A 25,616-nucleotide genomic window follows, 5' to 3' on the forward strand; every position below is an offset into this window, starting at 1 on the left:
TTATGTTAAATTATATTTTAAAAAGGATTTTTCAGTCTTTTATAGTGGTTATCTTAATTATTATAACAACATTTGTACTTATGAATGTAATTCCTGGCAATGCTGCTACAGCTATGATGGGTGAAAAAACAAATATCCATATTCAGGAGAGGGTAGTTAAAGAATTGGGACTTGATAAACCTGTCAAAGAAAGATTTATAGATTATGTAAAAGATCTTTCTAAAGGAGATCTTGGAAAGTCTATCGTAATGAAAAGACCTGTCAAGGATATGATTTTTGAAGTTTTCCCTAATACCTTAAAACTTACTGCCACTTCTTTAATCTTTGCATGGAGTTTTGGAATACTTTCTGGACTAATATCTGCTAGGTATCACAACAAGATTTTAGATAAAATATTCTCAACTATTTCTATTTTGGGAATATCGGCTCCTACATTTTTTATAGCTATAATTCTTCAATATTTCTTCGCCTTTAAACTTAAATTATTTCCTATTTCTGGATTTGGAAAATTAAAACAACTTGTTTTACCTTCAATAGTTTTGGGATGGGCAATGGCAGGAGAGATTTCCAGGCTTTTAAGAGCAAATCTTTTAGAAAATATGGAAAGTGATTTTCTAGATTTAGCTAGAATAAAAGGTAGAAAGAAGTGGGCAGTTTTAATTTTTCATACACTTAAAATAAGTATGCTCCCTGTGGTTACTATTATGATACTTCAGCTTGCATCACTTCTAGGTGGAGCCATGATAACAGAAAGTATTTTTGGTATTCCTGGCATAGGTACACTATCTATATCAGCTCTAACCAATAGAGATCTGCCTGTTATCCAAGCAACTGTACTTTTGGGTTCATTTTTAATAATTCTAGGAAATTTAATTTCCGACATTTTATACTTTTTAATTGACCCAAGAATTAGATTGAGGTAGTATATGAAAAAATTTATTAATTATTTAAAGAAAAATCCAATAATAGCACTCTCTTTAATTTTTATAATAATTTGTTTTCTGTGCGCAATCTTTGCTCCAATAGTTGCTCCTTATAATTATGACGAGACGGATTTTAGTTCTCCGCTAAGTCCTCCATCTTTAAAAAATATTTTTGGGACAGATCAACTTAGTAGAGATATCTTTAGCAGAATGATTTTTGCCCTTAGAATATCCCTCTTCGTAGGGATTGTGCCAACTACTATAAATCTATTTATTGGAGCAATAATAGGTACTATTTCCGGATTATCAAATAAAAGAATAGATAATATTCTTATGAGATTTACAGATTTGGGATTATCTTTCCCATTTATGATATTGGCTATGGCAATAATATATAATCTAGGTTCCAGTATGAAAAGTATGATCCTTGCGCTTGTAGTCTTTGGATGGACATCAACAGCTAGAATTATAAGAGCTCAAACGAAATTTATAAAAAACAACTCCTATATAGATGCTGCAAAGATAATGGAAGTCTCAAAATTTAGAATGATATTTAAACATATTCTTCCAAATATGAAATCAACCCTATTCGTTCTATATACCATGTCTATTCCACAGACAATTTTAGCAGAAGCTGGTCTTAGTTTCTTGGGATTTGGAGCTCAACCACCACTTACAAGTCTAGGAGTTATGGTAGCTAATGGAAGAACATTTTTATTTGAAGCTCCTTGGCTTTCAATAGCTCCCGGAATATTTATCATGCTTATTTCTCTAAGCTTTAATTTTTTAGGTGATGGACTTAGAGATTTCTACGGATTAGGAGGTGCGGACATCTAATGGAAAATGTACTTGAAGTTTCAAATTTGACGATAGGAATAAAAAATGGCAAAAATATTTTAAAGCTTGTAGAAGATGTTTCCTTCTCCATAAAAAAAGGTGAAGTATTAGGAATCGTTGGTGAATCCGGTTGCGGCAAATCCCTAACTTGTAGATCTATACCTAATCTATTGCCAAGCGGAGTTAATATTTTATCTGGAAGCATTATTTTCAATGGAAAACTAATAAATGACAAATCATTTAATATTGAAAAGATAAGAGGACAAAATATAAGCATGATATTTCAAGAACCTACCAAGACTCTACACCCTCTTAAGACCATAGGACATCAAGTAGAAGAAGTCCTCAAAATACACACAGACTTAAATAAAAACGAGAGAAAAGAAAAAGTAATAGAGCTTCTAGAGGCAGTTGGAATAGACAATGCAAGTTCAAGAATAAAACAATATCCATTTCAACTTTCAGGAGGTTTGTGCCAAAGGGTTGTAATAGCAATTGCAATTGCACTTAACCCCGATTTGATAATAGCGGACGAACCGACCACAGCACTTGATGTGTCAGTTCAAAAGAAAATTTTAGAACTTTTAAAAGATTTAAATAAAAAGATGAACTGCTCTTTAATAATAGTATCCCATGACATAGGAGTGGTTAAAGAAATAGCTGATAGAGTAGCCATAATGTATTGCGGACAGATAGTTGAAGAATCTTCTTTAAAAGAAATATTTAACCATCCACTACACCCTTATAACAAAGCTCTTATGAACTGTATACCAACTATCTCTACGAATAAAAAACTAGTTCCGATAAAGGGAAGCGTACCAAACCCAAAAGATTATTCAAAACTTTGTAGATTTTTCGATAGATGTGAAGAATCCGTTGAAAAATGCAAATGTAAAAATCCAAGTATTATAAAAAAAGGAGAAACCTATGTCAGATGCATTAAATACGAAGAATAATATAGTAACCTTAAAGGACGCGGAGCTAAGTTTTAGACTAGGTAAAAATAAAAATATAAAAGTTCTTGATAAATTAAATTTGGAGATAGAAAGTGGAAAAGTTTTAGGTCTTGTTGGAGAATCTGGTTGTGGAAAGACGACTGTCAGTAGAGTGCTCTTAGGACTTGAAAGTCTATCAAATGGCACCTATACTTTCTTAAATAGAGAAATAAAAAGTAGATCTGACTTTAGCTTCGTCAGACAAAATATGCAGATGGTTTTTCAAGATCCATTTCTATCTATAGATCCAACTATGAGGATGAAAGATGTCCTTGAAGAACCTATGCTTGGACTTAGAAAAGAGTGGGACAAGAAAATTAGAGAAGAAAAGATACTTAAACTAATTGAATTGGTAGGATTAGATAGATCTTATCTAAATTACAAATCAAAAGAAATGTCCGGTGGACAAAGACAGAGAATTGGAATAGCTAGAGCGCTTATCACAGAACCAAAAGTTCTTTTATGCGATGAGTGTGTATCTGCCCTTGATATATCCATTCAAGCTCAAATACTAAATCTTTTGATAAAAATAAAAAACGAATTAGAAGTTACAATAGTGTTTATATCCCATGACCTTGCAGTAGTTAAATATATAGCTGACGAAATAGCTGTCATGAAAGACGGTAAGATCTGCGAAAAGAGAAGTAGTGAAGATTTATTTAAAAATCCAGAGAGTGAACATACTAAATATTTAATCGAATCAGCTCTACTGTAGATATATTTTATATAAATAGATAAAATTACTATATTTTAATCTATACCTATTTTATGTGAAATTTTCTCTTTATTATTGTAATTAAATTTAATTTATCATAAAATGTAGTTGGAGGTTTGATATGACAATTAGAGACCTAGAGATTTTTCTAGAGGTTGTAAAACAAAACAACATGTCTGTTGCAGCTAAAGCCTTAAATATTTCACAACCTACTGTATCTCATGCAATTGCTCAAATTGAAGATGAGTATGATATTATTCTTTTTGAAAGAGCTTCCAAAAAGCTTTTCTTAACAGATGTAGGTTATAGATTTTATAATAGGGCGAAGAAAATTTTATTAGAGCTATACAACTTAGACGTCGAGTTTAAAAACAACCAAAACCATATTAGTCTAGGTATTCACAACGGGATACCTACGCCTATAGTAGTAGATTTTTCTAAGAAAATGAAAGAACAATATGACTTAGACATCATGTTCGTTATCACTGAAAGGGAACTGATGTTAGATATGCTAAAAAGAGGAGAGTTAGACGCGGTTCTAACGGATTACGCCTATGATTTAGAGGAATGTGATTTTACTCCTGGATTTAGACTTACTTATAAACTCGCGACAGATAAGAAAAATGTAGCTGATTTTCCAAATAATTTAGAGTTTATCTATTGGGCTGGCACAGATAAGAATGTAGTGTTCGACGAACTTGCACACAAGTTCCCTGTAGAAATGAAGTACAGAGTTGGAAACATTGACTCCGCTCTAAGGCTTATGGAAACAGAAAAAGTCTACACATTTTTACCTGCCTACACCATTAGGGAATCAGATGAGTTTGAAGTTTTAGATGATTTAACTTTTTCAAAGAAATTTAAACTCTACTACATGAGGGATAAGTACATCACAAAGAAGATGAAAATCCTTATGAGCGAATTAGCTAAGGCACATTACGAAGAATAATTTCTTCATTTAAAAAGAGATAGCAGATATTCTTTTGAATATTTACTATCTCTTTTTTATTTTTTAACTTTTTACTGAGCCGCTGGTAAGTCCATTTACCAGGTACTTTCTAAATATACTTGCAATTATTGCCGGTGGAATTATTGAAAGTATTCCTCCTGCTGCTATCAGTCCGTAGTTTATTGTATCCTTGGTTATAAATTCACTCATTACTTGGGTTATTACTTTATGTCCCGTTGAGGAAAGTAGTATGGTAGGGATTATATACTGCTTAAATGACGATAGGAAAAATATAAGGCTTATGGTTACTATTATCGGTCTCGATAATGGTAGCACCACCTTGAAAAATATATCCTTCTCAGAAAATCCATCCACATAGCAGGCTTCAAAGATTTCTTCTGGTATGTCTTTTAAATAGTTTATAACTATAAATGTATTCATCGGTAGAAATGATGAGATGTAGATTATTGATGTAGCTGCCATGCTGTCTAATAGATTTAGTTTTCTAAATATATTGTAGATTGGTATTATCGTTGTAAATACTGGAATGATGATGGTTAAAAAAAGTATATTTAAAAATATTTTTTTAAATTTAAAATCGTACCTCGTTATTACATATCCGCTTACAAATGTAATTGGAATTCCAATTAGTATGGTCACCATAGATATTTTGAGGGCGTTCTTCATACCTCTTATTATGATTTGTGACTCTCTTCCGGATATGGTTAAGAGTTTTCTATAGGAGCCAAAGACCAAACTCTGTGGTAGAAGTTTCGTCGTCTTTACGAGCATCTCGCTCTCTGGAGTGATACTTATGATAAAACACCAGATAATCGGAAATAGACAGTAGATTATTAAAAATATTACTCCTAGAGTATATAGAATATTTATATTTTTTCTTTTCATTTTATACCTCGAGACATTCTTTTAATGTATCCAATCCCGCAGACTCCAACTATTATCATAATAGTGTAGGAGATTGCACTTCCGTATCCAAAGTTTAAGTATTGAAATGTATTTGCATAGTTGTAGATGAGTAGGGTCTGGTTCTCCAACACATATCCTGAGAGGGCTATGATTTCGTCGTAGACATTTATCGCTGCTGTGGTCAAATTAAGTAGCACGATTCCCAAGACTTCCATAATTAGTGGAAGAGTTATCAGTCTAAAGGTGTCAAATTTACCTGCTCCATCTATGGAGATTGCTTCGTAAAGTGTCTTTGGAATGGTCTCAAGCTTTGCAAGGATTACAAGGGCACAAAACGGTACTATCTTCCAACATAGAACCATCGCCACTAGGAATACAAACATCTTTTTATTATTTATCCAGTTTATAGGTTTAGATGCAAGTCCCAGATTTATTATAAGTTTGTTTGCAAATCCATATCCTGGGAAGAAAATAAATTTCCAAATGATTCCGTTTACAATGGGTGGTAGTGCCCAAGGTATGATGGAAATCGCCAAAAGTACTCCACTTATTTTCGTCTTTTTATTTAGAATAAGGGCAATTACTATGGAGATTACAAGCCCGATAATTATAACTGCTATGAGGATCATAAATGAGTTTTTAAATGCATTTATAAATCCCTTGTCATGAAGAATATCTACATAGTTTTTAATCCCGATAAATTTTTGGTTATTCGGATCTGTAAGTTTAAAGTAGCTCAAACTATATCTAAATGTAGTCACTATCGGCACGAGAATCGTAAGTAGCACTATTAGTACTGCAGGTAGTATGAGCAGGTATGCGTATTTATTCTTCTTCATATCTAGTCCCATCTTCTTTAAATATATGAATCTTTTCTCTATCGAAAGAAATATCGAATCTGTCGCCGTTATTTATATCATCTTTTAAGAATGTGCGCACTGTGAAATTATCTTTTCCTTCTTCGAAGTGAAGGATGCTTTCTGCTCCTAGATTTTCGCAGTACTTAACTTCATACTTATTTCCGCTATCTAGATTTATATGTTCCGGTCTAATTCCAACTTGCACCTTTAAATTCTCTTTACTCTTAAATGGAATTTTAAAATCAAAGAAGATAAGTTCTCCATCCTTTATCTCCCCTTCAAAGAAGTTCATTCCATTTCCTATGAAGTTCGCCACAAATGTATTGTTAGGTGTATCGAAAAGTTCTTGTGGAGGTCCGCTTTGAATGATCTCTCCCTTGTTTAGTAGCACAACTTTTGTCGCCATGGTCATAGCTTCCACCTGGTCGTGGGTTACATAGATGGTTGTGATCTTTAGTTTTTCGTAGAGCTTCATAATTTCAAATCTCATCTTCTGTCTAAGTTTCGCATCGAGATTTGAAAGAGGCTCGTCCATTAGGTATGCCTTTGGACTTCTTATAATCGCCCTCGCAAGAGCAACTCTCTGTTGTTGTCCGCCGGATAATTCCCTTGGATATCTATTAAGTAAATCTTCGATAGAGAGAAGTTTTGCGATTTCATTTAACTTACTTTCTATCTTTTCTTTTGGAACTTTTTTAAGTTTTAAGCTTACGGTTATATTTTCAGAGACGGTCATGTGTGGATAGAGGGCGTAGTTTTGAAAAACGAATGCCATATTTCTATCCTTAGGAAGAGAATTGGTAATATTTTCTCCATCCATAAAGATACTTCCACCATCTATATCTATAAGTCCAGCAATAATTCTAAGCAGCGTTGACTTACCGCATCCGGAAGGTCCGAGGAACACCACAAAATCTCCATCCTCAATGGATAGATTGAAATCATCTATGACAGCTACGTCTTTTTCGTAGCATTTTCTAATATTTTTAAGTTCTATACTCATACTTCCTCCTTAAATCTATATTAGCAAAATAGGGCTTTAAAAACAATAAATCGAGGCTTAAATAATAATTTTTTTTAATTATTGCATTCAATTTTTCCCTATGCTATGATTAAAAAAAGAAAATTAAAATTTTAGGAGGATAAAAATTTGAAAAAATTCACAAAATTTTTAAGCGTTTTACTAATCGCAACTCTACTAGTTGCTTGCGGTAAACAAGAAGCACCTGCACCAAAGGAAGAATCTGGTGATGCTTCAAAAGATAAAGGTGAAATTACAGTTTTAGTTCCTGAATGGGGAGCTCCAAGCGATGAAATGCTTGCAAAGTTTAAAGAAGAAACTGGAATCACTGCAAATGTTGAAACCCAAGGATGGGACGAAATCAAACAAAAGGTTGGTATTGCAAGTGCTGGTAACACAGCTGCTGCCGACGTATTTGAAGTTGACTGGTCATGGGTTGGAGAATTTGTAGCAGCAGGATGGCTAGAAAAATTAGATCTATCTGATGAAGTTAAGAATGATATTGCATCTATTCCATACTTCACAGTAGAAGGAAATGTTTATTCACTACCATTTATAAACGACTACAGAATAGCTTATCTAAACACACAAATGGCAGGAGACAAAGTTCCAGCTACCTATGACGAACTAAACGAAATCCTACTTCAAGCTAAAAAAGATGGCAAGGTTGAATATCCAATACTATTCCCACTTAATGCTGAAGAAAAGACTTCAACATCATTTATGACTCTAGTATTCACTAGAAACGGAGTATTCTTAAACGACGACAACACAGCTAACGAAGCTGCAATAAGAGACGGATTTGAAACTCTAGATTACCAACTAAAGAATGGACTTATCGATCCAAACGAAGCTTCTAGACCAGGAGTTGAAACTTTCAAAGGTATCGTAAATGGAGAAGGAGCATTCTTAATAGGACCATCAGGATATGTAAACAAACTTGACGATCCAGAATTCTCAAAGGTTGTTGGACAAGTTAAATCAATCATGCTTCCAGGTAAAGATGGAGTATCTCCAAATACTTTAGCATTTACAGAAGCACTAGGAGTATCAGCTTTCTCTAAGAACAAAGAAGATGCTATGAAGTTCATCGAATTTATGTCAAGAGATGACGTACAAGAACAGTTCCACAAAGAAAAGAAAGTTGTACCTACAAGAGTTAAAGCACTTAGCGCACTTATAGAAGATGGAACCATCGCAAACCCTGGAACACTTCTAGACCAAGCTAAGACAATTGCTAACCCATTCCCTAATGGAGTTCCAAGTTACTACACAGAAATGAGTACATCAATGTTTAACATCGTTAACGAATTTGCACTTGGAAAACTTTCAGTAGACGAAGCAACAGAAAAATTAGTAACATCTATAAACTCATTTGTAAAATAATTTAAAACAAGAAAAAAAGTTGTGTCATTAAGGCACAACTTTTCTTTTTAAGTATTAATATAGGGTGTTTGATTTAACGTGTTGTATTTCTCCTATCTTAGCTGATAGTTCATCAATCTTATCCTTTGGTGCATCTAAGATGATTGAGATGATTGAAATATTTTTTTCGTTATAAGGAAGTCCCATTCTCCCTATTATGAATTCTCTGTATTCATGAAGAATTGAATTAATCTTTTCTACAGAGTCTCTGTTTTCGACGATGATCGCCATTATTGCTACGTTTTTCATAAATCCTCCTTTACCTTTAATGATATATTATCATAAAAAAGTATTAAATAGTTCAATTAAAACAAAAACCCTGAATGTTCAGGGTTTTTTCTATCCTAGGGTTATATCCATTATCATCATGATTATAAATCCTATTATTACTCCATAGGTCGCTTCTCTTTCGTATCCGTTGGAGTGGGTCTCTGGAATTATTTCGTCACTTATTACAAATAGCATCGCTCCTCCTGCAAGGGCTAGTACTATTCCAAGGATTGGATTAAATATTGATACTAGTCCGTAGCCTAGGGCTGCTCCTATAGGTTCTACTAGTCCTGTTATAAGGGCTATTATAAAACTATATTTCTTGCTATAGCCTTCCCTTACTAGTGCAAGGGCAACAGCCATTCCTTCTGGCATATTTTGTAATCCTATTCCAACTGCTATTGCTATTCCATTATTTATATTTTCCGTTCCAAATCCTACTCCTGTGGCAAGTCCTTCTGGAAAATTATGAATGGTTATGGCGATTATAAATAGCCAAATCTTTTTAAGTGAATCTGTATTTCTACCTTCGACCCTTTTGTCTATTAAATGTTCGTGGGGAGCATACTTATCTATCATATCAAGCATAACCGCCCCAAGAAATATTCCTAAAGAAGTTATTAAGACCGCCTTTAAGTCTGATCCTCCAAATTCTATACTAGGTATTATTAGGGAAAAGCATGTGGCTGCAAGCATAACTCCTGCTGCTACTCCAAGAAGCATGTCCATGGTGCCCCTCTTTATTTCTTTTGCAAAGAAGATTGGAATTGCTCCTACTCCAGTTGCCAGTCCTGGTAATGTAAGTCCTAGTAATAATATTAGTGTTTTGCTCATCTTTTTCCTTTATCCTGAAATTTTGCTTATAGAGATGGTTTCTATTACATTGCTTGAGATTTTAACTATCTCGTAGATATATTCTCCATCGTCTACCATGGTTCCCATTTCTAATTCGTATCCACTTTCTTTTACTAAGTTGGATACCAAACCTCCCAAGGTTTTGTATCCTTTGGTATCTATTTGATAATTTTCAAGTTTATTTATCTCTTCTATCTCGGTGGATGCGGAGAAATTATTTTCGCTTCCTGTAAATATTGAGTCCATAACTGATGAGGTCATAAGGAATTTTCTAACTGCAAATAGAATGGTTATGGAGATTACTCCTATTAGTATGTCCATCATGTTGTCGGATTTTATAAGCATCTTTCTAGCTACAACAAGCATGATTAGGTGGATTATCGTTGAGTCTGAATGGGCTGTCATCAGTAGTACAAATTCCACCGCGATTACTAGTATTAGTACGTGGTCTAGAAATTGTTTAAATTGATCGTATCCCACAAGACTATCTGATTTTAGTATTGCTCCGTAGTACGAAATTATATCTGGTACTGATATCAGTATTCCGATTATTAAAAATATTGATATGAGTATTTCAAATATATATACTATTTTGTTTAAATATAGTAAGAATTTACGTCTATTCATAGAACTTCTCCCATCGTTTTGCCTTCTACATCTTTTTTAAGTCTCTCAAGTACCTTTTTTTCTATCCTCGATACGGTCATCTGAGATATATTTAGCTGCTCTGCTATTGCTACTTGAGTCTTTCTATTGAAGTATCTCTCTACCAATATGGTTTTTTCCACTTCGTTTAGATTTTTAAAAAGACTTTCCATTAGATCGTTCATTTCTATTTTTTCAAAGTATTCCTCATCCTGTCCTATTATATCTGCAAGATTTACTTCCTTGTCATCGCTTTGACTTTCGTAGCTGATGTCCAAGGATTGTGGTTGATATACCCTCGATGCTTCTATGGCTTCTAGTACTTCTTCTTCTGTTGTGTTTAAATATTCTGCAATATCTGAAACCGTTGGAGCCTTTTGAAGGTTCTGTGCAAGATATACTCTAGCATTGTTTATTTTTTTTGATAATTCTTGGATCCTTCTCGGTACTCTTATGGTCCAACCTTTATCTCTAAAGTATTTTTTTATTTCACCTATGATTGTAGGTGTGGCGAATGAAGAGAATTCAAATCCTTTGGAAGGGTCGTATCTATCCACTGCATATATAAGTCCGATGGATGCTACTTGGTAGATATCGTCGTAGTCGATTCCCCTTCCGTAGTATTTTTTAGCGAGGATTTCTGCTATATAGAGATTGTCCTCTATTAGTTTTTCTCTAAGCTCAGGATCCCTCGTTTTGTTGTATTCTTCGAAGTCTCTCCTTTTTCTATCCCTCTCTTTTTTTCTTTCGTCTTTATTCATTACAAGTCTTTTTAATTAGAAGTTTATTATCTTCTAATGTAACTTCATCCACAAGGCATCTAAGTACCATAAATGCCATATCGTTTTGATCGTCTCTTTCTATATCGAAGTTATTAATTATAGCTGTCATGCTTTTATTTTCTAAAATAAATTCCAACTCGATATTTTCTTTTTTCCCGTCTAGAATCAAAATATTAAGTCCTTCTGTCACAGCCATCTTTAAATCTTCTATGGCATCAAAACATAGGTTTTCTACGGATAGTATTCCAGATACAAAAAGTCTTACTGATCCAAAATACTTGCTGCAAGCGGGAATTTTTAGTTTAAATCTATTCATCTAATCACCTATCATAAACATGGTATCTAGTTTTGTAATGGTAAATAGTTTTTTGATATTTGGCTTTACATTTTCTATCTTTACCTTGTTGTTTTCGTATACGCTTTTGTAGATGAATATGAGAGCTCCAAGTCCTGTTGAGTCAATGTATTCTAGATTTTCAAAATCAAATACTATATCCATTGGGTTTTCTTTGTATAGGGAAAGTACTTCGTTTTTGAAGTTTTCAGATTGGTAAATATCTAGCTCTCCTGCTGGAAATATCTTTAAATTATCTTCTACCTTTGAGTGTATTTCAAATGCCATTATATTTCTTCTCCTATATATTTTGCTACTGAAACTACTTCTGAATCCTTGATATTCATTAGTTTTACTCCAGTGGTATGTCTTCCCATGACGCTGATTCCTTCGCAGCCGATTCTTATGATTATTCCAGATACGGTTATGATCATGATTTCATCTGACTTATCTATAACTTTTGCAGATACGAGTTTACCAGATTTTTCTGTAGCCTTATAAGTTAAAAGTCCCACACCTGCACGATTTTGTTTTCTATATTCTGTCATCTTCGTCATCTTTCCGAATCCATTTTCAGATATCACTAGAAGATATTTGTCATCCTGTGGTATTTCAAATGATACTACTTCATCATCGTTCTTTAAGTCTATACTCTTAACTCCCATTGCGGTTCTACCCATGTTTCTCACATCACTTTCTGAGAATCTGATGGCCATACCGTTCTTGGTTACGATCATTATTTCATCTCTTCCTGAAGTAAGTCTAACTCCTATTAGGTTGTCTCCTTCATTTAGAGTTATGGCAATTAAACCATTTTTTCTAATCTTTTCGAATTCGCTGTAAGAAGTCTTCTTTATAAGTCCATTCTTTGTAGCCATGACTAGGTTTGCATTTTCATCCACATTTCTAACTGGGATAACTGCTGTTACAAATTCATCCCCTTCAAGATTTAGAAGATTTATTATTGCGGTTCCCTTTGCCTGTCTACTTGATTCTGGTATTTCGTAAGCCTTTAGTGAATAAACTCTTCCGAAGTTTGTAAAGAATAGAATTGTATCGTGGGTTGATGTTATATAGATATCCTTTACGAAGTCTTCTTCTCTAGTTGTAAGTGCTGATATACCTGTACCGCCACGCCTTTGTGGTTTGTAGGTTCCTTCAGGCATCCTCTTAATATAACCAAATTCTGTTAGAGTTATGACTACATCTTCTTCTTCGATTAAATCTTCTGAGTCGATATCTCCCTCATCTGGTGCAAGGACTGTTCTTCTAAGATCAGAATACTTTTCTTTTATTTCTTCAAGTTCTTCTATAATTGTGTTATCTAGTAGTTTTTTATTTTCAAGGATGGATTTTAATTTTGCTATGAGTTTTATAAGATCTTGGTATTCTTGTTCTAGTTTTTCTCTTTCTAGTCCTGTAAGTCTTCTAATTCTCATGTCTAGAATCGCCTGACCTTGTATGTCTGTAAGTCCAAATTCTTTTGTAAATTTGTTCTTTGCTTCTTGGTCGTCTGATGATTCTCTAACTATCTTTATTATTCTGTCGATATTATCAAGAGCAATTTTTAATCCTTCTATGATATGAGCTCTCGCTTCTGCCTTTTCTAGGTCAAACTGAGTTCTTCTTCTAACTACATTTCTTTGGTGATCAACGTAGTATTTAATGATTTCTTTTAAGTTTAGAACTTTTGGTTCACCATTTACAAGGCATAGATTTATAATTCCAAATGTGATTTGCATTTGTGTATTTTTGTATAGATTATTTAAAACTACATTTGGATTTGCATCTCTCTTTAGATCTATATCTATTTTTATCCCTGTTTTGTGGGAAGATAGGTCTCTTATATTTGAAATTCCTTCTATACTCTTATTTTTAACTAAGTCTGCTATCTTTACGATTAAGTTGGTCTTGTTAACTTGGTATGGAATTTCTGTAATTACTATTTTGTACCTACCCTTATGTTCTTCTATTTCAGCCCTTGCCCTTACTTGGATTTTTCCTCTTCCTGTCTTGTAGGCATCTATAATTCCTTGTTTACCTAGAATTATTGCTCCTGTTGGAAAGTCTGGACCTTTTATAGATTTCATAAGTTCTTCTATTTCTATATCTTCGTTATTTATATAGTCGATTACCGCTGATATACTTTCTCCTAAATTGTGTGGAGCCATGTTGGTTGCCATACCTACTGCGATACCAGCTGAACCATTTACAAGTATATTTGGAAATCTTGATGGTAGTACTGATGGTTCTACTTCTCTTTCATCGTAGTTTGGTACGAAATCCACGGTATCTTTATTTATATCTCTAAGCATCTCTTGAGCGATTTTGCTCATTCTCATTTCTGTATAACGAGGAGCTGCTGGACTATCTCCATCTACGTTTCCGAAGTTACCTTGACCATCTACTAATGTGTACCTGATATTGAAATCCTGTGCAAGTCTAGCTGCAGCATCATAGATACTTGAATCGCCATGAGGGTGAAATTTCCCCATTACTTCCCCTACTAGGGTAGCTGATTTTCTATATGATTTATCCGGAGTTATTCCAAGGGTTTGCATCCCATAGACTATTCTTCTATGAACCGGTTTTAAACCGTCTCTTACATCTGGTAGTGCACGAGAAACTATTACAGACATTGAATAGTCAAGATAGGAACTACGCATCTTCTTGGATATATCTACGTCTATTATTCCATTTTCATTTACATTTTCTATCATAGTTACCTCACGCGTCTATATTTTCTGCATATTTTGCATTTTCTTCAATAAATTCTCTTCTAGGCTCTACATCTACTCCCATTAGAGTTGAGAATACATCGTCCGCATCTAGTACGTCTTCTATATTTACTCTTAATAGAATTCTGCTGTCCGGGTTCATGGTAGTTTCCCAAAGTTGTTCCGCGTTCATTTCCCCAAGACCTTTGTACCTAGCTATTTTATAGTTTTTATCTCTTCCAAGTTCATTTAAAGCACTTTCTAGTTCTTCATCGTCATAGCAGTATCTTATAACTTTTTCTCCTCTCTTAACTCCATAAAGAGGTGGCTTAGCTACATATATATGACCGTGTTCAATAAGTGGTTTCATATGTCTAAAGAAGAATGTCAAAAGAAGTGTCATTATGTGGGCACCGTCTACATCGGCATCCGTCATGATTATTATCTTTCCATATCTAAGATTATTTATATCAAACTCTTTGTCGATTCCAGTTCCAAAGGCTGTGATCATCGCTTTTATTTCGTCTGAGTTTAGAATTTTATCAAGTCTTGCCTTCTCAACGTTCATAATCTTACCTCTAAGTGGAAGTACTGCTTGGATATTGGAATCTCTTCCGTCCTTTGCTGTACCACCCGCACTGTCCCCTTCGACTAAGAATATTTCGTTTACAGAAATATCTGATTCGTGACAGTCCTTTAATTTTCCTGGTAAGGTCATAGAATCTAGGATGGATCTCTTACGAGTTAAATCCCTCGCTTTTCTAGCTGCTTCTCTTGCACGTCTAGCTTGGAGAGCTTTATCAAGTATAATCTTAGCTACTTTTGGATTTTCTTCTAAGTACGCTGTAAGTCCGTTAGAAACTACTCCATCCACTATTCCTCTCGTTTCAGAGTTACCGAGTTTAGACTTGGTTTGTCCTTCGAACTGTGGATTTGGAATCTTAACTGAAATTATTGCAGTCATTCCTTCTCTTACGTCGTCTCCAGATAGATTTTCTTCCTTTTCCTTTATAATATTATATTTTCTACCGTAGTCATTTATAGTTCTAGTAACAGATGCTCTAAAACCACTTAGGTGAGTACCACCTTCTTCTGTATTTATATTATTTGCAAAGGTTAGTACATTTTCTGAATATGAATCTGTATATTGGATAGCTACTTCTACCTGAGTATTTTCAGCTAATTCTTCAAAATAGATTACATCCTTGTGAATCTTGGTCTTTTTTCTATTTATATATTCTACAAAGGATTTGATTCCACCTTCGTAGTGGAAGATTTCTTGTCTGTCCACTCTTTCGTCGGTAAAGATTATTTTGACATTCTTATTTAAAAATGCCATCTCTCTAAATCTCTTTTCCAAAACTTCAAATTCAAACTCTACAGTTTCGAATATTTCTGGATCTGGATGGAATATTATAGTAGTTCCAGTTACATCTTCTTTTAAGTCTTCTACAACTTCAAGTTCAGTTTGAGGAACACCTCTAGAAAATTCTTGTCTATATAATTTTTTATTTCTCTTTACTTCTGCTACAAGTTTGGTAGATAGTGCGTTTACAACTGAAACCCCTACACCGTGAAGTCCTCCGGAAACTTTGTATGCTCCTTCTTTGAACTTACCTCCAGCATGAAGTATTGTAAGTACAGTTTCAACGGTACTCTTACCAGTTTGAGGATGTTTTTCTACTGGAATTCCTGATCCATTATCGCTAACGGACACGGAACCATCTTTTAAAATTGTAACTTCTATGGTGTCGCACATTCCTTGCAGTGCTTCGTCGATAGAGTTATCTACCACTTCATAGATTAAGTGGTGGAGTCCTTTTGGACCTGTTGAACCGATGTACATCCCTGGTCTTAATCTTACTGGTTCAAGACCTGTTAAGACTTGGATATCACCAGCTCCATAATGCCTGTTGTTCGTCATTTTATCTCCTTATATTTTCCATTTTCAATCATAAATACTTTTGAATTATCATCTATATATGAATCGATGATCTCCGAATTTGTACTTGTGATAAATGTCTGTATTCCTTCAATAGATGTGAGAAGGGCGTCCCTTCTTGTGCTATCAAGTTCTGAAAGCACATCATCTAAAAGTAGTACAGGAGTTATATTTAATACGTTTAAAATATATTTTAGCTCCGCGAGTTTTAGAACCAATATGGAAGACCTTATCTCTCCCTGGGATCCAAAATTCTTGACGGATTTGTCGTTTATTTTAAAATCTATATCGTCCCTATGAGGTCCGATGCTCGTGTATAGTTTTCTCTTATCTATATGTCTTCTTGATCTAAGTGCATTTAAAAATTCTTCTACCAATTCTTCTCTAGTCTTCTTTAGATTTATGGTAGACAGATAGGTTATTTTAAAATCGCATCCAGAAAGGGTTTTGTAGTACTCTTTTGCATAACTTTCCAAAATTTTAATAATATTTAACCTCTTTATAAGTATTTCCGAGGCAAATTTAGACAGTTGCCTATCGTAAATATCAAGTAAAGTGTCATTATTATTTACTTTTAAAGCTTTGTTTTTTTCGTAGAGTACCTTTTTGTAGGAATTTAAATTGTACCTGTATATAGAATCCAAATTTGAAATTATATCATCTAGGTACCTTCTCCTATCAGATGGAGAATTTTTAATTATATATAGATCATCAGGTTTAAAGATTACAGCAGCGGAACTCTTTGTAAAATCTTTTAGGGTTGTTATTTTGCCATTTATGGAATGTTTAATTCCCGAAGAATCTATGTAGATAGATCTCTTTTCCAATCGTCCCTTCTTCTCAATTTCAGAAATTATATTGGAGCTTTTATTTCCAAGTTCAATCATCTCCGCATTTTTTGAAGTTCTAAAAGAAGATCCACTTATAGAGACTGCTATAGATTCTATTAAATTGGTCTTGCCCTGAGCATTCTTACCTACAAATAGGTTTAGAGTCTCGCTTGGGATTAGTTTTAAATCTTCGTAATTTCTAAAATTTATAAGTTGAAGAGATTTTAGCTTCATTCTATTACAAACACTTCTCCTAATGCTTCTACTGTGCTTCCTTTATAAATCTTTTTTCCTCTTCTCGTCTCAACTTCACCATCGACTCTAACCTCACCGTCTTGAATTATATTTTTTGCCATTCCTCCAGTAATTCCAAGGGTGATTTTAAGTAGAGAATCCAGTTTTATAAATTCTTCTTCTAATGTTATATTTGTCAATTTGCAAGCCTTACAGGAAGTACTAGGTAGGTATATGATTTTTCGTTTATTATTAGTGGATTTATTGAATCTGTGAAGTTTAGTACGATTTCATCTTCATCCATAATCTTTATACCATCTAGTAAGTATTTTGAGTTAAATGCTATATCTAGTCCAGGACCGTTTATTTCACATTCCAATACTTCTTCTACATTTCCGATTTCTGTATTAGATGAGATTTTAACCCTGTTATCAGCAATATTTAACTTAATTAAGTTGGATCTTTCTTCCTTAGCTAGAAGAGATGCTCTTTCAATACTAGTTTGGAACATTTCTCTATTTATCTTTACTTCTGTGGTGTGACTTTTTCTAATTAAATCTTTGTAATTGAAATATTCTCCACTATATAGTGTTGAGTAGATTTTTGTATTATTGGTTTCAAAAAGTATCTTTCTTTCACCGATAGTTATCTTAACATCTCCAGAACCTAGAATTTTTTGAAGTTCATTTAAGTGGTTTGCAGGGATTATAGATTCAGAAGGTTCAGTAGAAATTGCTATTCTTTCCCTTGCCATTCTAAATCCATCTAGTGCTACAAAGGATATATCTTCCTTGCAATCCATAAATACTCCTGTGAAGATCTTTCTAGTTTCTTCTATTGAAACTGCAAAAGTAGTCTTTCTAATAGCCTCTTTTAAATCTTCTTCCTTCATAGTAAATGAACCTTTATCTTCAAAGTTTAGATTTCTTGGGAATTCTTTGGAACTTTGACAGTTGATATTAAAATCTGAATTTTTACAAACTATATTTAAGTTTAAATCTTTAAGCGTAATATCTACGAATGAATCTTCTAGTTTTCTAATGATATCTCCAAATAGTCTAGAGTTTACTACCACTTCACCTTCTTCTTCAACTATACAAGCCATAGTACTTATGATAGTTAAATCTGTGTCAGTTCCTATAAGTGTAAGGGTATTGTCCTTTGCAATTAGAAGAAGCCCTTCTAGTATTTGCATAGTAGTTCTCGATGAAACTGCTCTCTGTGCAATTTGGATATGTTTAGATAATTCTTGTTTCGAAGCTCTAAATTTCATATTTCCTCCAATATAATATATAAATTATTAGTATTAGTAGTAGTAGCTGTTAGTATGTGGAAAACTATACCTAGCCACTCTATTCATTAACAAATTCAATTTAATAAGTTGTGGAAAGAATTTTAATAAGATGTAAATCTATCCACAAAACTATTTTTTGATCTCTTTTATAAGACCTTGAATCTCTATACTAAATTCCGCATCTTTTTTAATTCTAGTGTCAATTTTATTTATGGCATACATAACTGTAGTATGATCTCTACCGCCAAATTCCTGTCCAATCATCGGTAGTGAAAGATCGGTAAGGGTCCTCGTTAGATACATTGCAATCTGTCTTGGAAATGCTATGTTTGCAGTTCTCTTAGAAGAGAGTATATCGTCGATAGTAATGTTGTAATTTTTAGAAATTACTTCTTTTATTCTCTTCGCATCTACAACTCTTACAGTTTTTACTTTGTAAATATCTTTTATAGCCTGTTTAGCAATATCTTCTGTGATTACACCTTTTGTAAGTTTTGAGAATGCCTTGACCCTAGTAAGAGCGCCTTCAAGTTCACGAATATTACTTCTAACATTTTCTGCGATGTAGTTAATTACATTTTCAGGTACATCGAATCCTTCACTATCTGATTTTGCTCTTAAAATTGCAATCCTAGTTTCTAAATCTGGTGGTCCAATATCTACCACAAGTCCCCACGCAAATCTAGATACCAGCCTTTCTTTCAAGGATTTTATATCCTTAGGCGGTTTATCTGAAGTTAGAACTATCTGTTTATTTGCACCGTGAAGGGCATTAAATGTATGGAAAAATTCTTCTTGAGTAGATTCTTTATCCGCAATAAATTGGATGTCGTCGATTAAAAGTAGGTCTACTGAGCGATATTTTCTTCTGAATTCTTCGTTTCTACCATTTTTTATAGAGTCTATAAGTTCATTCATAAACTGTTCAGAAGTTACATACAAAACTTTTTTTGAAATGTCTTGTTGTAGTACAAAATGACCTATAGCCTGCATAAGGTGAGTCTTACCAAGACCTACACCACCGTAGATAAAAAGCGGATTGGAATGAGCAGCCTCTGGATTTTCGTAGGATTCTGCAGCAGCAAGTGAAGCTGCATGGGCAAATTCATTGCTCTTTCCAACTATGAAATTCTCAAAAATATACTTCGGGTTGAGTCTGGATTTTTCAAAAGCATCTTCAATAGGAAGAGAACTACTAGGATCTTCGTCGTCTCCTGCAAGTATCTCTATTTCATAAGCTATGCCTGATGCTTCATACATACATTTAGAAAGTAGTTTCATATTCAAATCAGAATTAGACAGATAGTTTTTTATAAACTCATTAGGTACAGTAATAATAAACTTGTTATTATTCTTGTCTATTTCTTTGGGTACCATTCTTTGAAACCAAGTAGAAAATGAAATTTCACTTCTAGAATTTTGTCTCAAAAGCTTCATAAAATTTTCCCAAATTTTTGAAATATCTTGTTCCATACTTCCTCCATTTAAAAATTTTACCTGTTGATAAAAAAACTGTTAAAAACCTATCCACAGATGTGTACTAAATTGTGTATAATTTAAAATATCAACAGCTGTTTATAAGTAAACTGTGGAAAAATAATATGAATATTCCTTATAAAATCTAAATAAATAAAAATATTAAGCTTAAAAAAGGAGTTTATTAACATTTTATACACAATTTGTTAATAACTCCGCAATATCAACAAGTAATTTTTCTATCCACAACTTTTTCTTATAACTATGTATATTTTATCAAATAAACGGTAAGTTATCAACAATGTAAAACTTTAAGATGTGGAAAAAATATTTAAAAAAATTAAAAAAAACATAAAAAATATATAAAAAAATATAAAAAAATTCCCCGGATCAATCCAGGGAATATAAAAATTATCTCAATATTCTTTTTTAATTTGTACCACTATTCTTCTATTAGGTTCTTGACCTTCTGAATGAGTAAATACTCCTTCGAAATCCTTTAGGGCTTCGTGGATTATCTTTCTTTCGTGTGCATTCATAGGTTCAAGTCTAGCTGGTCTTCCAGTTCTTAAAGCGCGGTTGGCAGTCTTTTCTGCAAGGCTTATAAGAGTGTTCTTTCTCTTTTCTCTGTATCCAGAGGAGTCAACTATAACTCTTACGAAACTGTCGGAATGTTTATTTATAATAAGACTTAGAATATATTGGATTGAATCAAGGGTTGTACCTCTTTTTCCAATCACTATTCCAAGATCTTTTTCGTTACCTAGAATATTTACATTAAGTACATTTTTATCCATAGTAATGTCTGTGTCGTACTTAATTTCAAGTGGTTTTAATATTTTATCGATAAATTCATTAGAAATTTCGGTAAACTTTTCTATATCAAAGTTAGCTTCAGCTTCTTCGATATTTTCTGAATCTTCTGTTTCTACTTCTTCATCTAAAGTTTTAGAAGTATCACAAGATTTAACTTCATGAACTTCTACTTTAACTTCTTCTGTAACTTCAGGTTTATCCTTACTTAATTCTTCAGATTTAGAAAATTTAGGTTCAGATTTTACCTTATTTCTTGTTTTGTTTTCAAATTTAGAACTTTTGCTATTCTCGGATTCAAATTCTTCGCTAAAAATCTCTTTTAAAATATCTTCTGTATCTTCTTTTTTAGATACCTTAACTGCAGCGTCCTTTTGTCCAAATCCTAAGAAACCTTTGGAAGCTTCTTGTAGAACTTCTACAGTTACATCCTCTTTTTTAAGTTTTAGCTTTTTAAGAGCATCTTCTACTGCTTCATCTACACTACGTCCTGTAGTAATTACATAATTCATTATACACCCTCCACTTCACGCTTGATGATAACATTCTGAATCAGTTGTTGTAAAACTTGGAATAAGTTAGAAACTGTCCAATAAAGGACCAATGCTGATGCAAAGTTCCTACCCATCATAAAGATCATAACAGGCATAACTAAAGTCATAGTATTCATCATTGATTGAGATTGTGCTGTTTGACTTGCTTTATTAGCTGTTGAGTTTTGTGTTATCCATGAAGATAAAAATGTAGTAACAGCTGCAACTATTGGCAGAATAAGGGTTGTATCTTTAAGATCTATATCTTTAATATAGAAAAAATTCTTTGCAATGCTATCGTATAGTCCAGGTTCTTTAAACACATAGGTCGCTGGTTCATAGAATACTCTATAAAATCCAATAAGAACCATCATTTGAACGATCATAGGAAGACATCCACTAAGCATATTGTAGTTTGCATCTTTGTAGAGTTGTCTTTGTTTAGCAGCCAAAGTTTGAGGATCATTTTTGTATTTCGTTTGGATCTTTTCAAGTTCTGGTTGTAACTCTGCCATCTTCTTTTGGTTTCTCATTTGAGAAATACCGATAGGTAGCATCAAAACTCTAATGATAAAAGTGGATATGATAATCGTAATAGCAAAGAAAGAAATACTTTTAGGTTCTGGAAATCCTTTAGAAAGAACATCGTAGATAAATCTAAAAAAGATACCTAAAATTGTACTAATTGTTTTCATTTATTCTCCTTATGGAAGGGGATCATAACCACCTTTACAAAATGGATTACATCTAAGTATACGATAAGTACTAAGATATAAGGCTTTAAAAAAACCATACTTCGTAAAAGCAAGTCTTGCATATTCGGAACATGTGGGTTCAAATCTACAGTGCCTTCCTGGCAGTAGATACTTCGATATAACCTTTTGATAAAATTTAATAATCAAAAGAACTATTCTATTCAAATAAGACCCTTCTTTCTAAGAACATGTTCAAAAGATCTCTTAAGCTCACTATAATCTATGTAGGACTTATCCTTTTTTAAAATTAGGACAACATCATATCCCGGTTTTAGATCATAATCTCTTAAAATCATTCTAAGTCTTCTCTTAAATTTGTTTCTAGTGACAGCATTTCCAAACTTCTTGGTAATGACGAAACCGACCCTAGTAGTAGGAAGGTTATTTTTATTTAAAAACATGGTGAAGACTCTATTTCCAGTTACATTCTTTTTTTTATAGACCTTTTGAAAATCCCTATCTTTTTTTAAAATTTCTTGCATTATGCTGAAAGTTTCTTTCTTCCCTTTCTTCTTCTAGCTCTTATTACAGCTCTACCTGATTTAGTTCTCATTCTAGCTCTGAAGCCGTGTTCTCTTTTTCTTTGTTTGTTTTTTGGTTGATAAGTTCTTTTCATTATTTTCCCTCCTTTCCCATCTTAAAATTATATACAACATAAACCTTGTTTGTCAATGAAAAGCTTATGAAATTAGAAGATTTAGGGATATTTAGATAATTTAAATGGAAAAATATAAATATGTGAAAATTTTTTGAAATATAACAAAATATATTGAACATTGTTCATAAAAAGAGTAATATATTATAAAACTGAACTATGTTCATTAGATTGGAGGTTATTATGGAAAAGAAAAAAAATAAAGAAAAAGCTATCATGGATGCTGCTCTTAAGTCTTTTAGAGAAAAAGGAATAGACAAGACTTCCATTAGAGATATTATGAGTGAATCTGGACTTGGTCTAGGAACTTTCTATCTGTACTTCAATGACAAGAATAGTCTCGAAGAAAAGATAGTACTAGATATTCTTACAGATTTAATCTACAAGGCAGAAGTCCAGTGTAAGGAAGAAAATGCATCTGACAGATATATTTCTTTTGTAAGCTATCTTATAGATGAGCTCTTAAAAGACCCTCTCGAACTAGAGCTCATTTCAAAAAATGCGAACTGGGCACTGTATGCCAAGGTAGAAAATGATAGCAGATTTGAAGAAGCTGAAAACACTTTGAAGTTTGTACTTAACAGATTCGATTCTCTATTCAATGTTAAACTTTCTGAATCTGAGCAGATTTTTATAATCTCTCTTACTTTTCATATAGTGCTTTCAACTTGTAAATCTTCTTTAAACGAAGATTCAGTCTTAACTATAGACGAGATGAAACCAATACTTTTTAAAATACTAGAAAAAATATTTAGATAGAGTGATTTAATGAAAAAATTTACAAAATTTATATCTCATCATCCGAAAATTGTATTTTTAGTGATGAGTTTTCTTCTTATTCCCTCTTTTATCAGTTATAAATTGACGGGAGTAAATTATGATATTTTGACCTACCTTCCTGGCGATCTAAAGTCTACACAGGGTCAAAAAATTTTAGATAGCGAGTTTAAAAATGCAGCCACTGGTATGCTTATATTGGAAGGTACTGACCATGAGGCAGATGCTCTAAGAGAAGAGATTTTAAAGATCGATGGTGTTGAGGATGTAATATCTAAATCTTCTACTTTAGGAGATATGATTCCAAAAGATTTTCTGCCAGAAGATTTACAAAATGTTTTCTATGCCAATGGATCTACCCTTATGATAGTAAAATTTAGCGAGTCCGCATCTTCTTTTACGACCATGTCTGCAATTGATCAAATAAAAAATATAGAGTCCAATCAAAAATATTTAAGTGGGATTTCATCCCTAGTTAAAGATACTAAAGAAATTATAGATAACGAGACTCCCATATATGTTCTATTAGCTGTTGCGCTAGGAATTATTATATTGGCTCTTACAAATGAATCCACTGTGATACCATTTGTATTTATAATTACAATAGGATATGCAGTTTTATATAATTTTGGAACGAATATATTTTTAGGAGAGATTTCCTATATTACAAAGGCAATTGCGGCTGTACTTCAGCTAGCAGTAACCATGGACTATTCAATATTTCTATATCACAGGTATGTTGAAGAAAAAGCTTTAGACGACAACAAATATGATGCAATGGATGTGGCTATTCAAAAGACTATTTCATCCCTATTTGCATCTTCTCTTACCACTTTTGCAGGATTTATCGTTCTTATATTAATGAGGTTAGGTCTTGGAAAAGATATAGGACTTGTCATGAGTAAGGGAGTATTAATAGGGCTTATAGTAACGGTAACTCTTCTTCCTGCCATGCTTTTGATAGTTGAAAACCTTGTAAATAGATATAACCACAAGGTACTCTTACCTTCTTTTGAAAAACTTGCAGACTTCAATATTAGACATAAAAAAGTTTTAGCACTTGTGTTTGTAATTTTATTTATACCTGCAGTCTATGGAGCTAGAAACACAAAGCTTTATTATAACTTGGATAGATCTCTTCCACAGGATTTGGATTCAATAGTTGCGCTAAATAAGATGAAAAAAGACTATGATATGGCAACTACACATTTTATAGTTGTAAAAGATGATCTTTCTAATTCAGATTTAAATGGACTTATAGATGAATTAAAAGATATAGATGGTATAAATTCAGTCCTAAGCACCAATTCTGTAACTGGAGTGATGCTTCCACAGGATATGCTTCCTGACAAGGTGAGAGATAATTTCTCAAAGGGCGGATATGAGATGATAATGGCTAACTCCAAGTATCAAACCGCTTCAGATGAGGTAAGAGAACAGATAAAAAGTATGAGAGATGTAATCAAAAAGTATGATAAGGAAGGTTATTTAACTGGAGAAGCTGTGCTTACAGATGATCTTACAGATATATCTGCAGAGGATTTCAAAGTTGTAAACATTGCATCTATTGCAATTGTTTTTTTAATTATAGCTTTGGTATTTAAATCCATAGGTATTCCAATAGTCTTGATACTTGCAATTGAACTTGCAATTCAAATAAATATGGGGATTCCTTTCTATTTAAATCAAACCATACCATTTATAACTTCTATAATAATCGGGGTTATTCAACTTGGATCCACTATAGACTATTCAATACTTCTTACCAATAGATTTTTACATGAATACGAATTAAGTGGCGAAGTGGATGATGCTCTTAGAATTGCAGTTAAAGAAACTTCCAAATCAATAGTTACATCAGCCCTTTCATTTATGGCTGCAACGATTGGAGTTGGAATCTATTCAAAGATGGAGATAGTTTCAACTATTTGTACCTTCCTTGCAAGAGGTGCAATCATAAGTATGACGGTAATAATACTTCTTTTACCAGCTATTATATCGGTAACATTTCCATTTATTAAAAAGACGACAAAGGGATTAAATTAAAAGGAG

General features: G+C 33.1%; 28 protein-coding genes. 8 read left to right on the plus strand and 20 right to left on the minus strand.

Annotated features, from left to right (window positions below; translation table 11 throughout):
- Positions 1-2: 2 nt before the first annotated feature.
- The 5 genes from HMPREF9225_RS01515 (at position 3) to HMPREF9225_RS09725 (ending at position 4,419) form a co-directional block, all read left to right on the plus strand.
- A complete protein-coding gene (locus tag HMPREF9225_RS01515; protein ID WP_008901159.1) occupies positions 3-923 on the plus strand; it encodes an ABC transporter permease in 921 nt (306 codons plus the stop codon).
- Positions 924-926: 3 nt separating this feature from the next.
- Positions 927-1,760: an ABC transporter permease gene (locus HMPREF9225_RS01520; protein WP_008901160.1), complete on the plus strand. Its 834-nt coding sequence runs from the start codon at positions 927-929 to the stop codon at positions 1,758-1,760.
- The gene (locus HMPREF9225_RS01525) at positions 1,760-2,716 is read left to right on the plus strand and encodes an ABC transporter ATP-binding protein (RefSeq protein WP_008901161.1); all 957 of its coding nucleotides are present in this window, start codon (positions 1,760-1,762) and stop codon (positions 2,714-2,716) included. The genes HMPREF9225_RS01520 and HMPREF9225_RS01525 overlap by 1 nt, the downstream gene beginning before the upstream one ends.
- Positions 2,688-3,470: an ABC transporter ATP-binding protein gene (locus HMPREF9225_RS01530; protein WP_008901162.1), complete on the plus strand. Its 783-nt coding sequence runs from the start codon at positions 2,688-2,690 to the stop codon at positions 3,468-3,470. Before HMPREF9225_RS01525 ends, HMPREF9225_RS01530 begins: the two co-directional genes overlap by 29 nt.
- Before the next feature lie 121 nt (positions 3,471-3,591).
- Entirely contained in the window at positions 3,592-4,419 is an 828-nt protein-coding gene (locus HMPREF9225_RS09725) for a LysR family transcriptional regulator (RefSeq protein WP_008901163.1), read from the plus strand.
- A 63-nt stretch (positions 4,420-4,482) separates the two neighbouring features.
- On the opposite strand, the gene HMPREF9225_RS01540 is transcribed toward HMPREF9225_RS09725, so the two are convergent.
- Genes HMPREF9225_RS01540 through HMPREF9225_RS01550 form a run of 3 tightly spaced genes read right to left on the minus strand, consistent with a single transcriptional unit; the run spans position 4,483 to position 7,209 of the window.
- Positions 4,483-5,325 (minus strand): carbohydrate ABC transporter permease, encoded by an 843-nt coding sequence (locus HMPREF9225_RS01540; RefSeq protein ID WP_008901164.1) that lies wholly within the window; start codon positions 5,323-5,325, stop codon positions 4,483-4,485.
- Positions 5,322-6,185, minus strand: coding sequence for a carbohydrate ABC transporter permease (locus tag HMPREF9225_RS01545; RefSeq protein WP_040551563.1), 864 nt, complete (start codon positions 6,183-6,185; stop codon positions 5,322-5,324). Before HMPREF9225_RS01545 ends, HMPREF9225_RS01540 begins: the two co-directional genes overlap by 4 nt.
- Positions 6,172-7,209 (minus strand): ABC transporter ATP-binding protein, encoded by a 1,038-nt coding sequence (locus HMPREF9225_RS01550; protein ID WP_008901166.1) that lies wholly within the window; start codon positions 7,207-7,209, stop codon positions 6,172-6,174. Before HMPREF9225_RS01550 ends, HMPREF9225_RS01545 begins: the two co-directional genes overlap by 14 nt.
- A 147-nt stretch (positions 7,210-7,356) precedes the next feature.
- On the opposite strand from HMPREF9225_RS01550, the gene HMPREF9225_RS01555 reads away from it, so the two are divergent.
- Positions 7,357-8,613, plus strand: coding sequence for a sugar ABC transporter substrate-binding protein (locus HMPREF9225_RS01555; RefSeq protein ID WP_008901167.1), 1,257 nt, complete (start codon positions 7,357-7,359; stop codon positions 8,611-8,613).
- 54 nt (positions 8,614-8,667) lie between these two features.
- Here the strand turns inward: HMPREF9225_RS01555 and HMPREF9225_RS01560 are convergent, their stop codons facing one another.
- The 17 genes from HMPREF9225_RS01560 to rpmH form a co-directional block, all read right to left on the minus strand.
- On the minus strand, positions 8,668-8,901 hold the full coding sequence (locus HMPREF9225_RS01560; RefSeq protein ID WP_008901168.1) for a TM1266 family iron-only hydrogenase system putative regulator: 234 nt from the start codon (positions 8,899-8,901) through the stop codon (positions 8,668-8,670).
- Positions 8,902-8,991: 90 nt separating this feature from the next.
- A complete protein-coding gene (locus HMPREF9225_RS01565; protein WP_008901169.1) occupies positions 8,992-9,756 on the minus strand; it encodes a ZIP family metal transporter in 765 nt (254 codons plus the stop codon).
- 9 nt (positions 9,757-9,765) lie between these two features.
- Positions 9,766-10,404 (minus strand): HlyC/CorC family transporter associated domain-containing protein, encoded by a 639-nt coding sequence (locus HMPREF9225_RS01570; protein WP_008901170.1) that lies wholly within the window; start codon positions 10,402-10,404, stop codon positions 9,766-9,768.
- Positions 10,401-11,183: a SigB/SigF/SigG family RNA polymerase sigma factor gene (locus HMPREF9225_RS01575; protein ID WP_008901171.1), complete on the minus strand. Its 783-nt coding sequence runs from the start codon at positions 11,181-11,183 to the stop codon at positions 10,401-10,403. The genes HMPREF9225_RS01570 and HMPREF9225_RS01575 overlap by 4 nt, the downstream gene beginning before the upstream one ends.
- Positions 11,176-11,520 (minus strand): ATP-binding protein, encoded by a 345-nt coding sequence (locus HMPREF9225_RS01580; RefSeq protein WP_008901172.1) that lies wholly within the window; start codon positions 11,518-11,520, stop codon positions 11,176-11,178. Before HMPREF9225_RS01580 ends, HMPREF9225_RS01575 begins: the two co-directional genes overlap by 8 nt.
- Entirely contained in the window at positions 11,521-11,826 is a 306-nt protein-coding gene (locus HMPREF9225_RS01585) for an STAS domain-containing protein (protein ID WP_008901173.1), read from the minus strand.
- Positions 11,826-14,258, minus strand: a complete 2,433-nt coding sequence (gyrA, locus tag HMPREF9225_RS01590; RefSeq protein ID WP_008901174.1) for a DNA gyrase subunit A — start codon at positions 14,256-14,258, stop codon at positions 11,826-11,828. The genes HMPREF9225_RS01585 and gyrA overlap by 1 nt, the downstream gene beginning before the upstream one ends.
- A gap of 7 nt (positions 14,259-14,265) precedes the next feature.
- Positions 14,266-16,179, minus strand: a complete 1,914-nt coding sequence (gene gyrB, locus HMPREF9225_RS01595) for a DNA topoisomerase (ATP-hydrolyzing) subunit B (RefSeq protein WP_008901175.1) — start codon at positions 16,177-16,179, stop codon at positions 14,266-14,268.
- Positions 16,176-17,261, minus strand: coding sequence for a DNA replication/repair protein RecF (gene recF / locus HMPREF9225_RS01600; RefSeq protein ID WP_008901176.1), 1,086 nt, complete (start codon positions 17,259-17,261; stop codon positions 16,176-16,178). Before recF ends, gyrB begins: the two co-directional genes overlap by 4 nt.
- Positions 17,258-17,461 (minus strand): RNA-binding S4 domain-containing protein, encoded by a 204-nt coding sequence (locus HMPREF9225_RS01605; RefSeq protein ID WP_008901177.1) that lies wholly within the window; start codon positions 17,459-17,461, stop codon positions 17,258-17,260. The genes recF and HMPREF9225_RS01605 overlap by 4 nt, the downstream gene beginning before the upstream one ends.
- A complete protein-coding gene (dnaN, locus tag HMPREF9225_RS01610) occupies positions 17,458-18,534 on the minus strand; it encodes a DNA polymerase III subunit beta (protein ID WP_008901178.1) in 1,077 nt (358 codons plus the stop codon). Before dnaN ends, HMPREF9225_RS01605 begins: the two co-directional genes overlap by 4 nt.
- Before the next feature lie 150 nt (positions 18,535-18,684).
- Positions 18,685-20,028, minus strand: coding sequence for a chromosomal replication initiator protein DnaA (gene dnaA, locus HMPREF9225_RS01615; protein WP_008901179.1), 1,344 nt, complete (start codon positions 20,026-20,028; stop codon positions 18,685-18,687).
- Between the two features lie 419 nt (positions 20,029-20,447).
- Positions 20,448-21,356: an RNA-binding cell elongation regulator Jag/EloR gene (gene jag / locus HMPREF9225_RS01620; RefSeq protein WP_008901180.1), complete on the minus strand. Its 909-nt coding sequence runs from the start codon at positions 21,354-21,356 to the stop codon at positions 20,448-20,450.
- Positions 21,356-22,072 carry a YidC/Oxa1 family membrane protein insertase gene (locus HMPREF9225_RS01625; RefSeq protein WP_008901181.1) on the minus strand — a complete coding sequence of 239 codons (717 nt, stop codon included), beginning with the start codon at positions 22,070-22,072 and terminating at the stop codon, positions 21,356-21,358. Before HMPREF9225_RS01625 ends, jag begins: the two co-directional genes overlap by 1 nt.
- A gap of 9 nt (positions 22,073-22,081) precedes the next feature.
- The gene (yidD, locus tag HMPREF9225_RS09955; protein WP_008901182.1) at positions 22,082-22,297 is read right to left on the minus strand and encodes a membrane protein insertion efficiency factor YidD; all 216 of its coding nucleotides are present in this window, start codon (positions 22,295-22,297) and stop codon (positions 22,082-22,084) included.
- Positions 22,294-22,614, minus strand: coding sequence for a ribonuclease P protein component (rnpA, locus tag HMPREF9225_RS01630; protein ID WP_008901183.1), 321 nt, complete (start codon positions 22,612-22,614; stop codon positions 22,294-22,296). The genes yidD and rnpA overlap by 4 nt, the downstream gene beginning before the upstream one ends.
- Positions 22,614-22,748, minus strand: coding sequence for a 50S ribosomal protein L34 (rpmH, locus tag HMPREF9225_RS01635; RefSeq protein ID WP_008901184.1), 135 nt, complete (start codon positions 22,746-22,748; stop codon positions 22,614-22,616). Before rpmH ends, rnpA begins: the two co-directional genes overlap by 1 nt.
- A gap of 222 nt (positions 22,749-22,970) precedes the next feature.
- On the opposite strand from rpmH, the gene HMPREF9225_RS01640 reads away from it, so the two are divergent.
- Both HMPREF9225_RS01640 and HMPREF9225_RS01645 read left to right on the plus strand, forming a co-directional pair.
- On the plus strand, positions 22,971-23,546 hold the full coding sequence (locus tag HMPREF9225_RS01640; RefSeq protein ID WP_040551261.1) for a TetR/AcrR family transcriptional regulator: 576 nt from the start codon (positions 22,971-22,973) through the stop codon (positions 23,544-23,546).
- Between the two features lie 9 nt (positions 23,547-23,555).
- Complete coding sequence (locus tag HMPREF9225_RS01645) at positions 23,556-25,610, plus strand: efflux RND transporter permease subunit (protein ID WP_008901186.1); 2,055 nt, start codon at positions 23,556-23,558, stop codon at positions 25,608-25,610.
- Positions 25,611-25,616 lie beyond the last annotated feature (6 nt).

Origin of the sequence: Peptoniphilus duerdenii ATCC BAA-1640, from assembly GCF_000146345.1 — a bacterium.
Classification (GTDB): Bacteria; Bacillota; Clostridia; order Tissierellales; family Peptoniphilaceae; genus Peptoniphilus_B; species Peptoniphilus_B duerdenii.

Excerpts from the sequence above, each read along its gene's own strand:
- HMPREF9225_RS01515 (WP_008901159.1), top strand. The coding sequence starts at position 3 with ATGTTAAATTATATTTTAAAAAGGATTTTTCAGTCTTTTATAGTGGTT.
- HMPREF9225_RS01520 (WP_008901160.1), top strand. The coding sequence starts at position 927 with ATGAAAAAATTTATTAATTATTTAAAGAAAAATCCAATAATAGCACTC.
- HMPREF9225_RS01525 (WP_008901161.1), top strand. The coding sequence starts at position 1,760 with ATGGAAAATGTACTTGAAGTTTCAAATTTGACGATAGGAATAAAAAAT.
- HMPREF9225_RS01530 (WP_008901162.1), top strand. The coding sequence starts at position 2,688 with ATGTCAGATGCATTAAATACGAAGAATAATATAGTAACCTTAAAGGAC.
- HMPREF9225_RS09725 (WP_008901163.1), top strand. The coding sequence starts at position 3,592 with ATGACAATTAGAGACCTAGAGATTTTTCTAGAGGTTGTAAAACAAAAC.
- HMPREF9225_RS01540 (WP_008901164.1), bottom strand. The coding sequence starts at position 5,325 with ATGAAAAGAAAAAATATAAATATTCTATATACTCTAGGAGTAATATTT.
- HMPREF9225_RS01545 (WP_040551563.1), bottom strand. The coding sequence starts at position 6,185 with ATGAAGAAGAATAAATACGCATACCTGCTCATACTACCTGCAGTACTA.
- HMPREF9225_RS01550 (WP_008901166.1), bottom strand. The coding sequence starts at position 7,209 with ATGAGTATAGAACTTAAAAATATTAGAAAATGCTACGAAAAAGACGTA.
- HMPREF9225_RS01560 (WP_008901168.1), bottom strand. The coding sequence starts at position 8,901 with ATGAAAAACGTAGCAATAATGGCGATCATCGTCGAAAACAGAGACTCT.
- HMPREF9225_RS01565 (WP_008901169.1), bottom strand. The coding sequence starts at position 9,756 with ATGAGCAAAACACTAATATTATTACTAGGACTTACATTACCAGGACTG.
- HMPREF9225_RS01570 (WP_008901170.1), bottom strand. The coding sequence starts at position 10,404 with ATGAATAGACGTAAATTCTTACTATATTTAAACAAAATAGTATATATA.
- HMPREF9225_RS01575 (WP_008901171.1), bottom strand. The coding sequence starts at position 11,183 with ATGAATAAAGACGAAAGAAAAAAAGAGAGGGATAGAAAAAGGAGAGAC.
- HMPREF9225_RS01580 (WP_008901172.1), bottom strand. The coding sequence starts at position 11,520 with ATGAATAGATTTAAACTAAAAATTCCCGCTTGCAGCAAGTATTTTGGA.
- HMPREF9225_RS01585 (WP_008901173.1), bottom strand. The coding sequence starts at position 11,826 with ATGGCATTTGAAATACACTCAAAGGTAGAAGATAATTTAAAGATATTT.
- gyrA (WP_008901174.1), bottom strand. The coding sequence starts at position 14,258 with ATGATAGAAAATGTAAATGAAAATGGAATAATAGACGTAGATATATCC.
- gyrB (WP_008901175.1), bottom strand. The coding sequence starts at position 16,179 with ATGACGAACAACAGGCATTATGGAGCTGGTGATATCCAAGTCTTAACA.
- recF (WP_008901176.1), bottom strand. The coding sequence starts at position 17,261 with ATGAAGCTAAAATCTCTTCAACTTATAAATTTTAGAAATTACGAAGAT.
- dnaN (WP_008901178.1), bottom strand. The coding sequence starts at position 18,534 with ATGAAATTTAGAGCTTCGAAACAAGAATTATCTAAACATATCCAAATT.
- dnaA (WP_008901179.1), bottom strand. The coding sequence starts at position 20,028 with ATGGAACAAGATATTTCAAAAATTTGGGAAAATTTTATGAAGCTTTTG.
- jag (WP_008901180.1), bottom strand. The coding sequence starts at position 21,356 with ATGAATTATGTAATTACTACAGGACGTAGTGTAGATGAAGCAGTAGAA.
- HMPREF9225_RS01625 (WP_008901181.1), bottom strand. The coding sequence starts at position 22,072 with ATGAAAACAATTAGTACAATTTTAGGTATCTTTTTTAGATTTATCTAC.
- rnpA (WP_008901183.1), bottom strand. The coding sequence starts at position 22,614 with ATGCAAGAAATTTTAAAAAAAGATAGGGATTTTCAAAAGGTCTATAAA.
- rpmH (WP_008901184.1), bottom strand. The coding sequence starts at position 22,748 with ATGAAAAGAACTTATCAACCAAAAAACAAACAAAGAAAAAGAGAACAC.
- HMPREF9225_RS01640 (WP_040551261.1), top strand. The coding sequence starts at position 22,971 with ATGGAAAAGAAAAAAAATAAAGAAAAAGCTATCATGGATGCTGCTCTT.
- HMPREF9225_RS01645 (WP_008901186.1), top strand. The coding sequence starts at position 23,556 with ATGAAAAAATTTACAAAATTTATATCTCATCATCCGAAAATTGTATTT.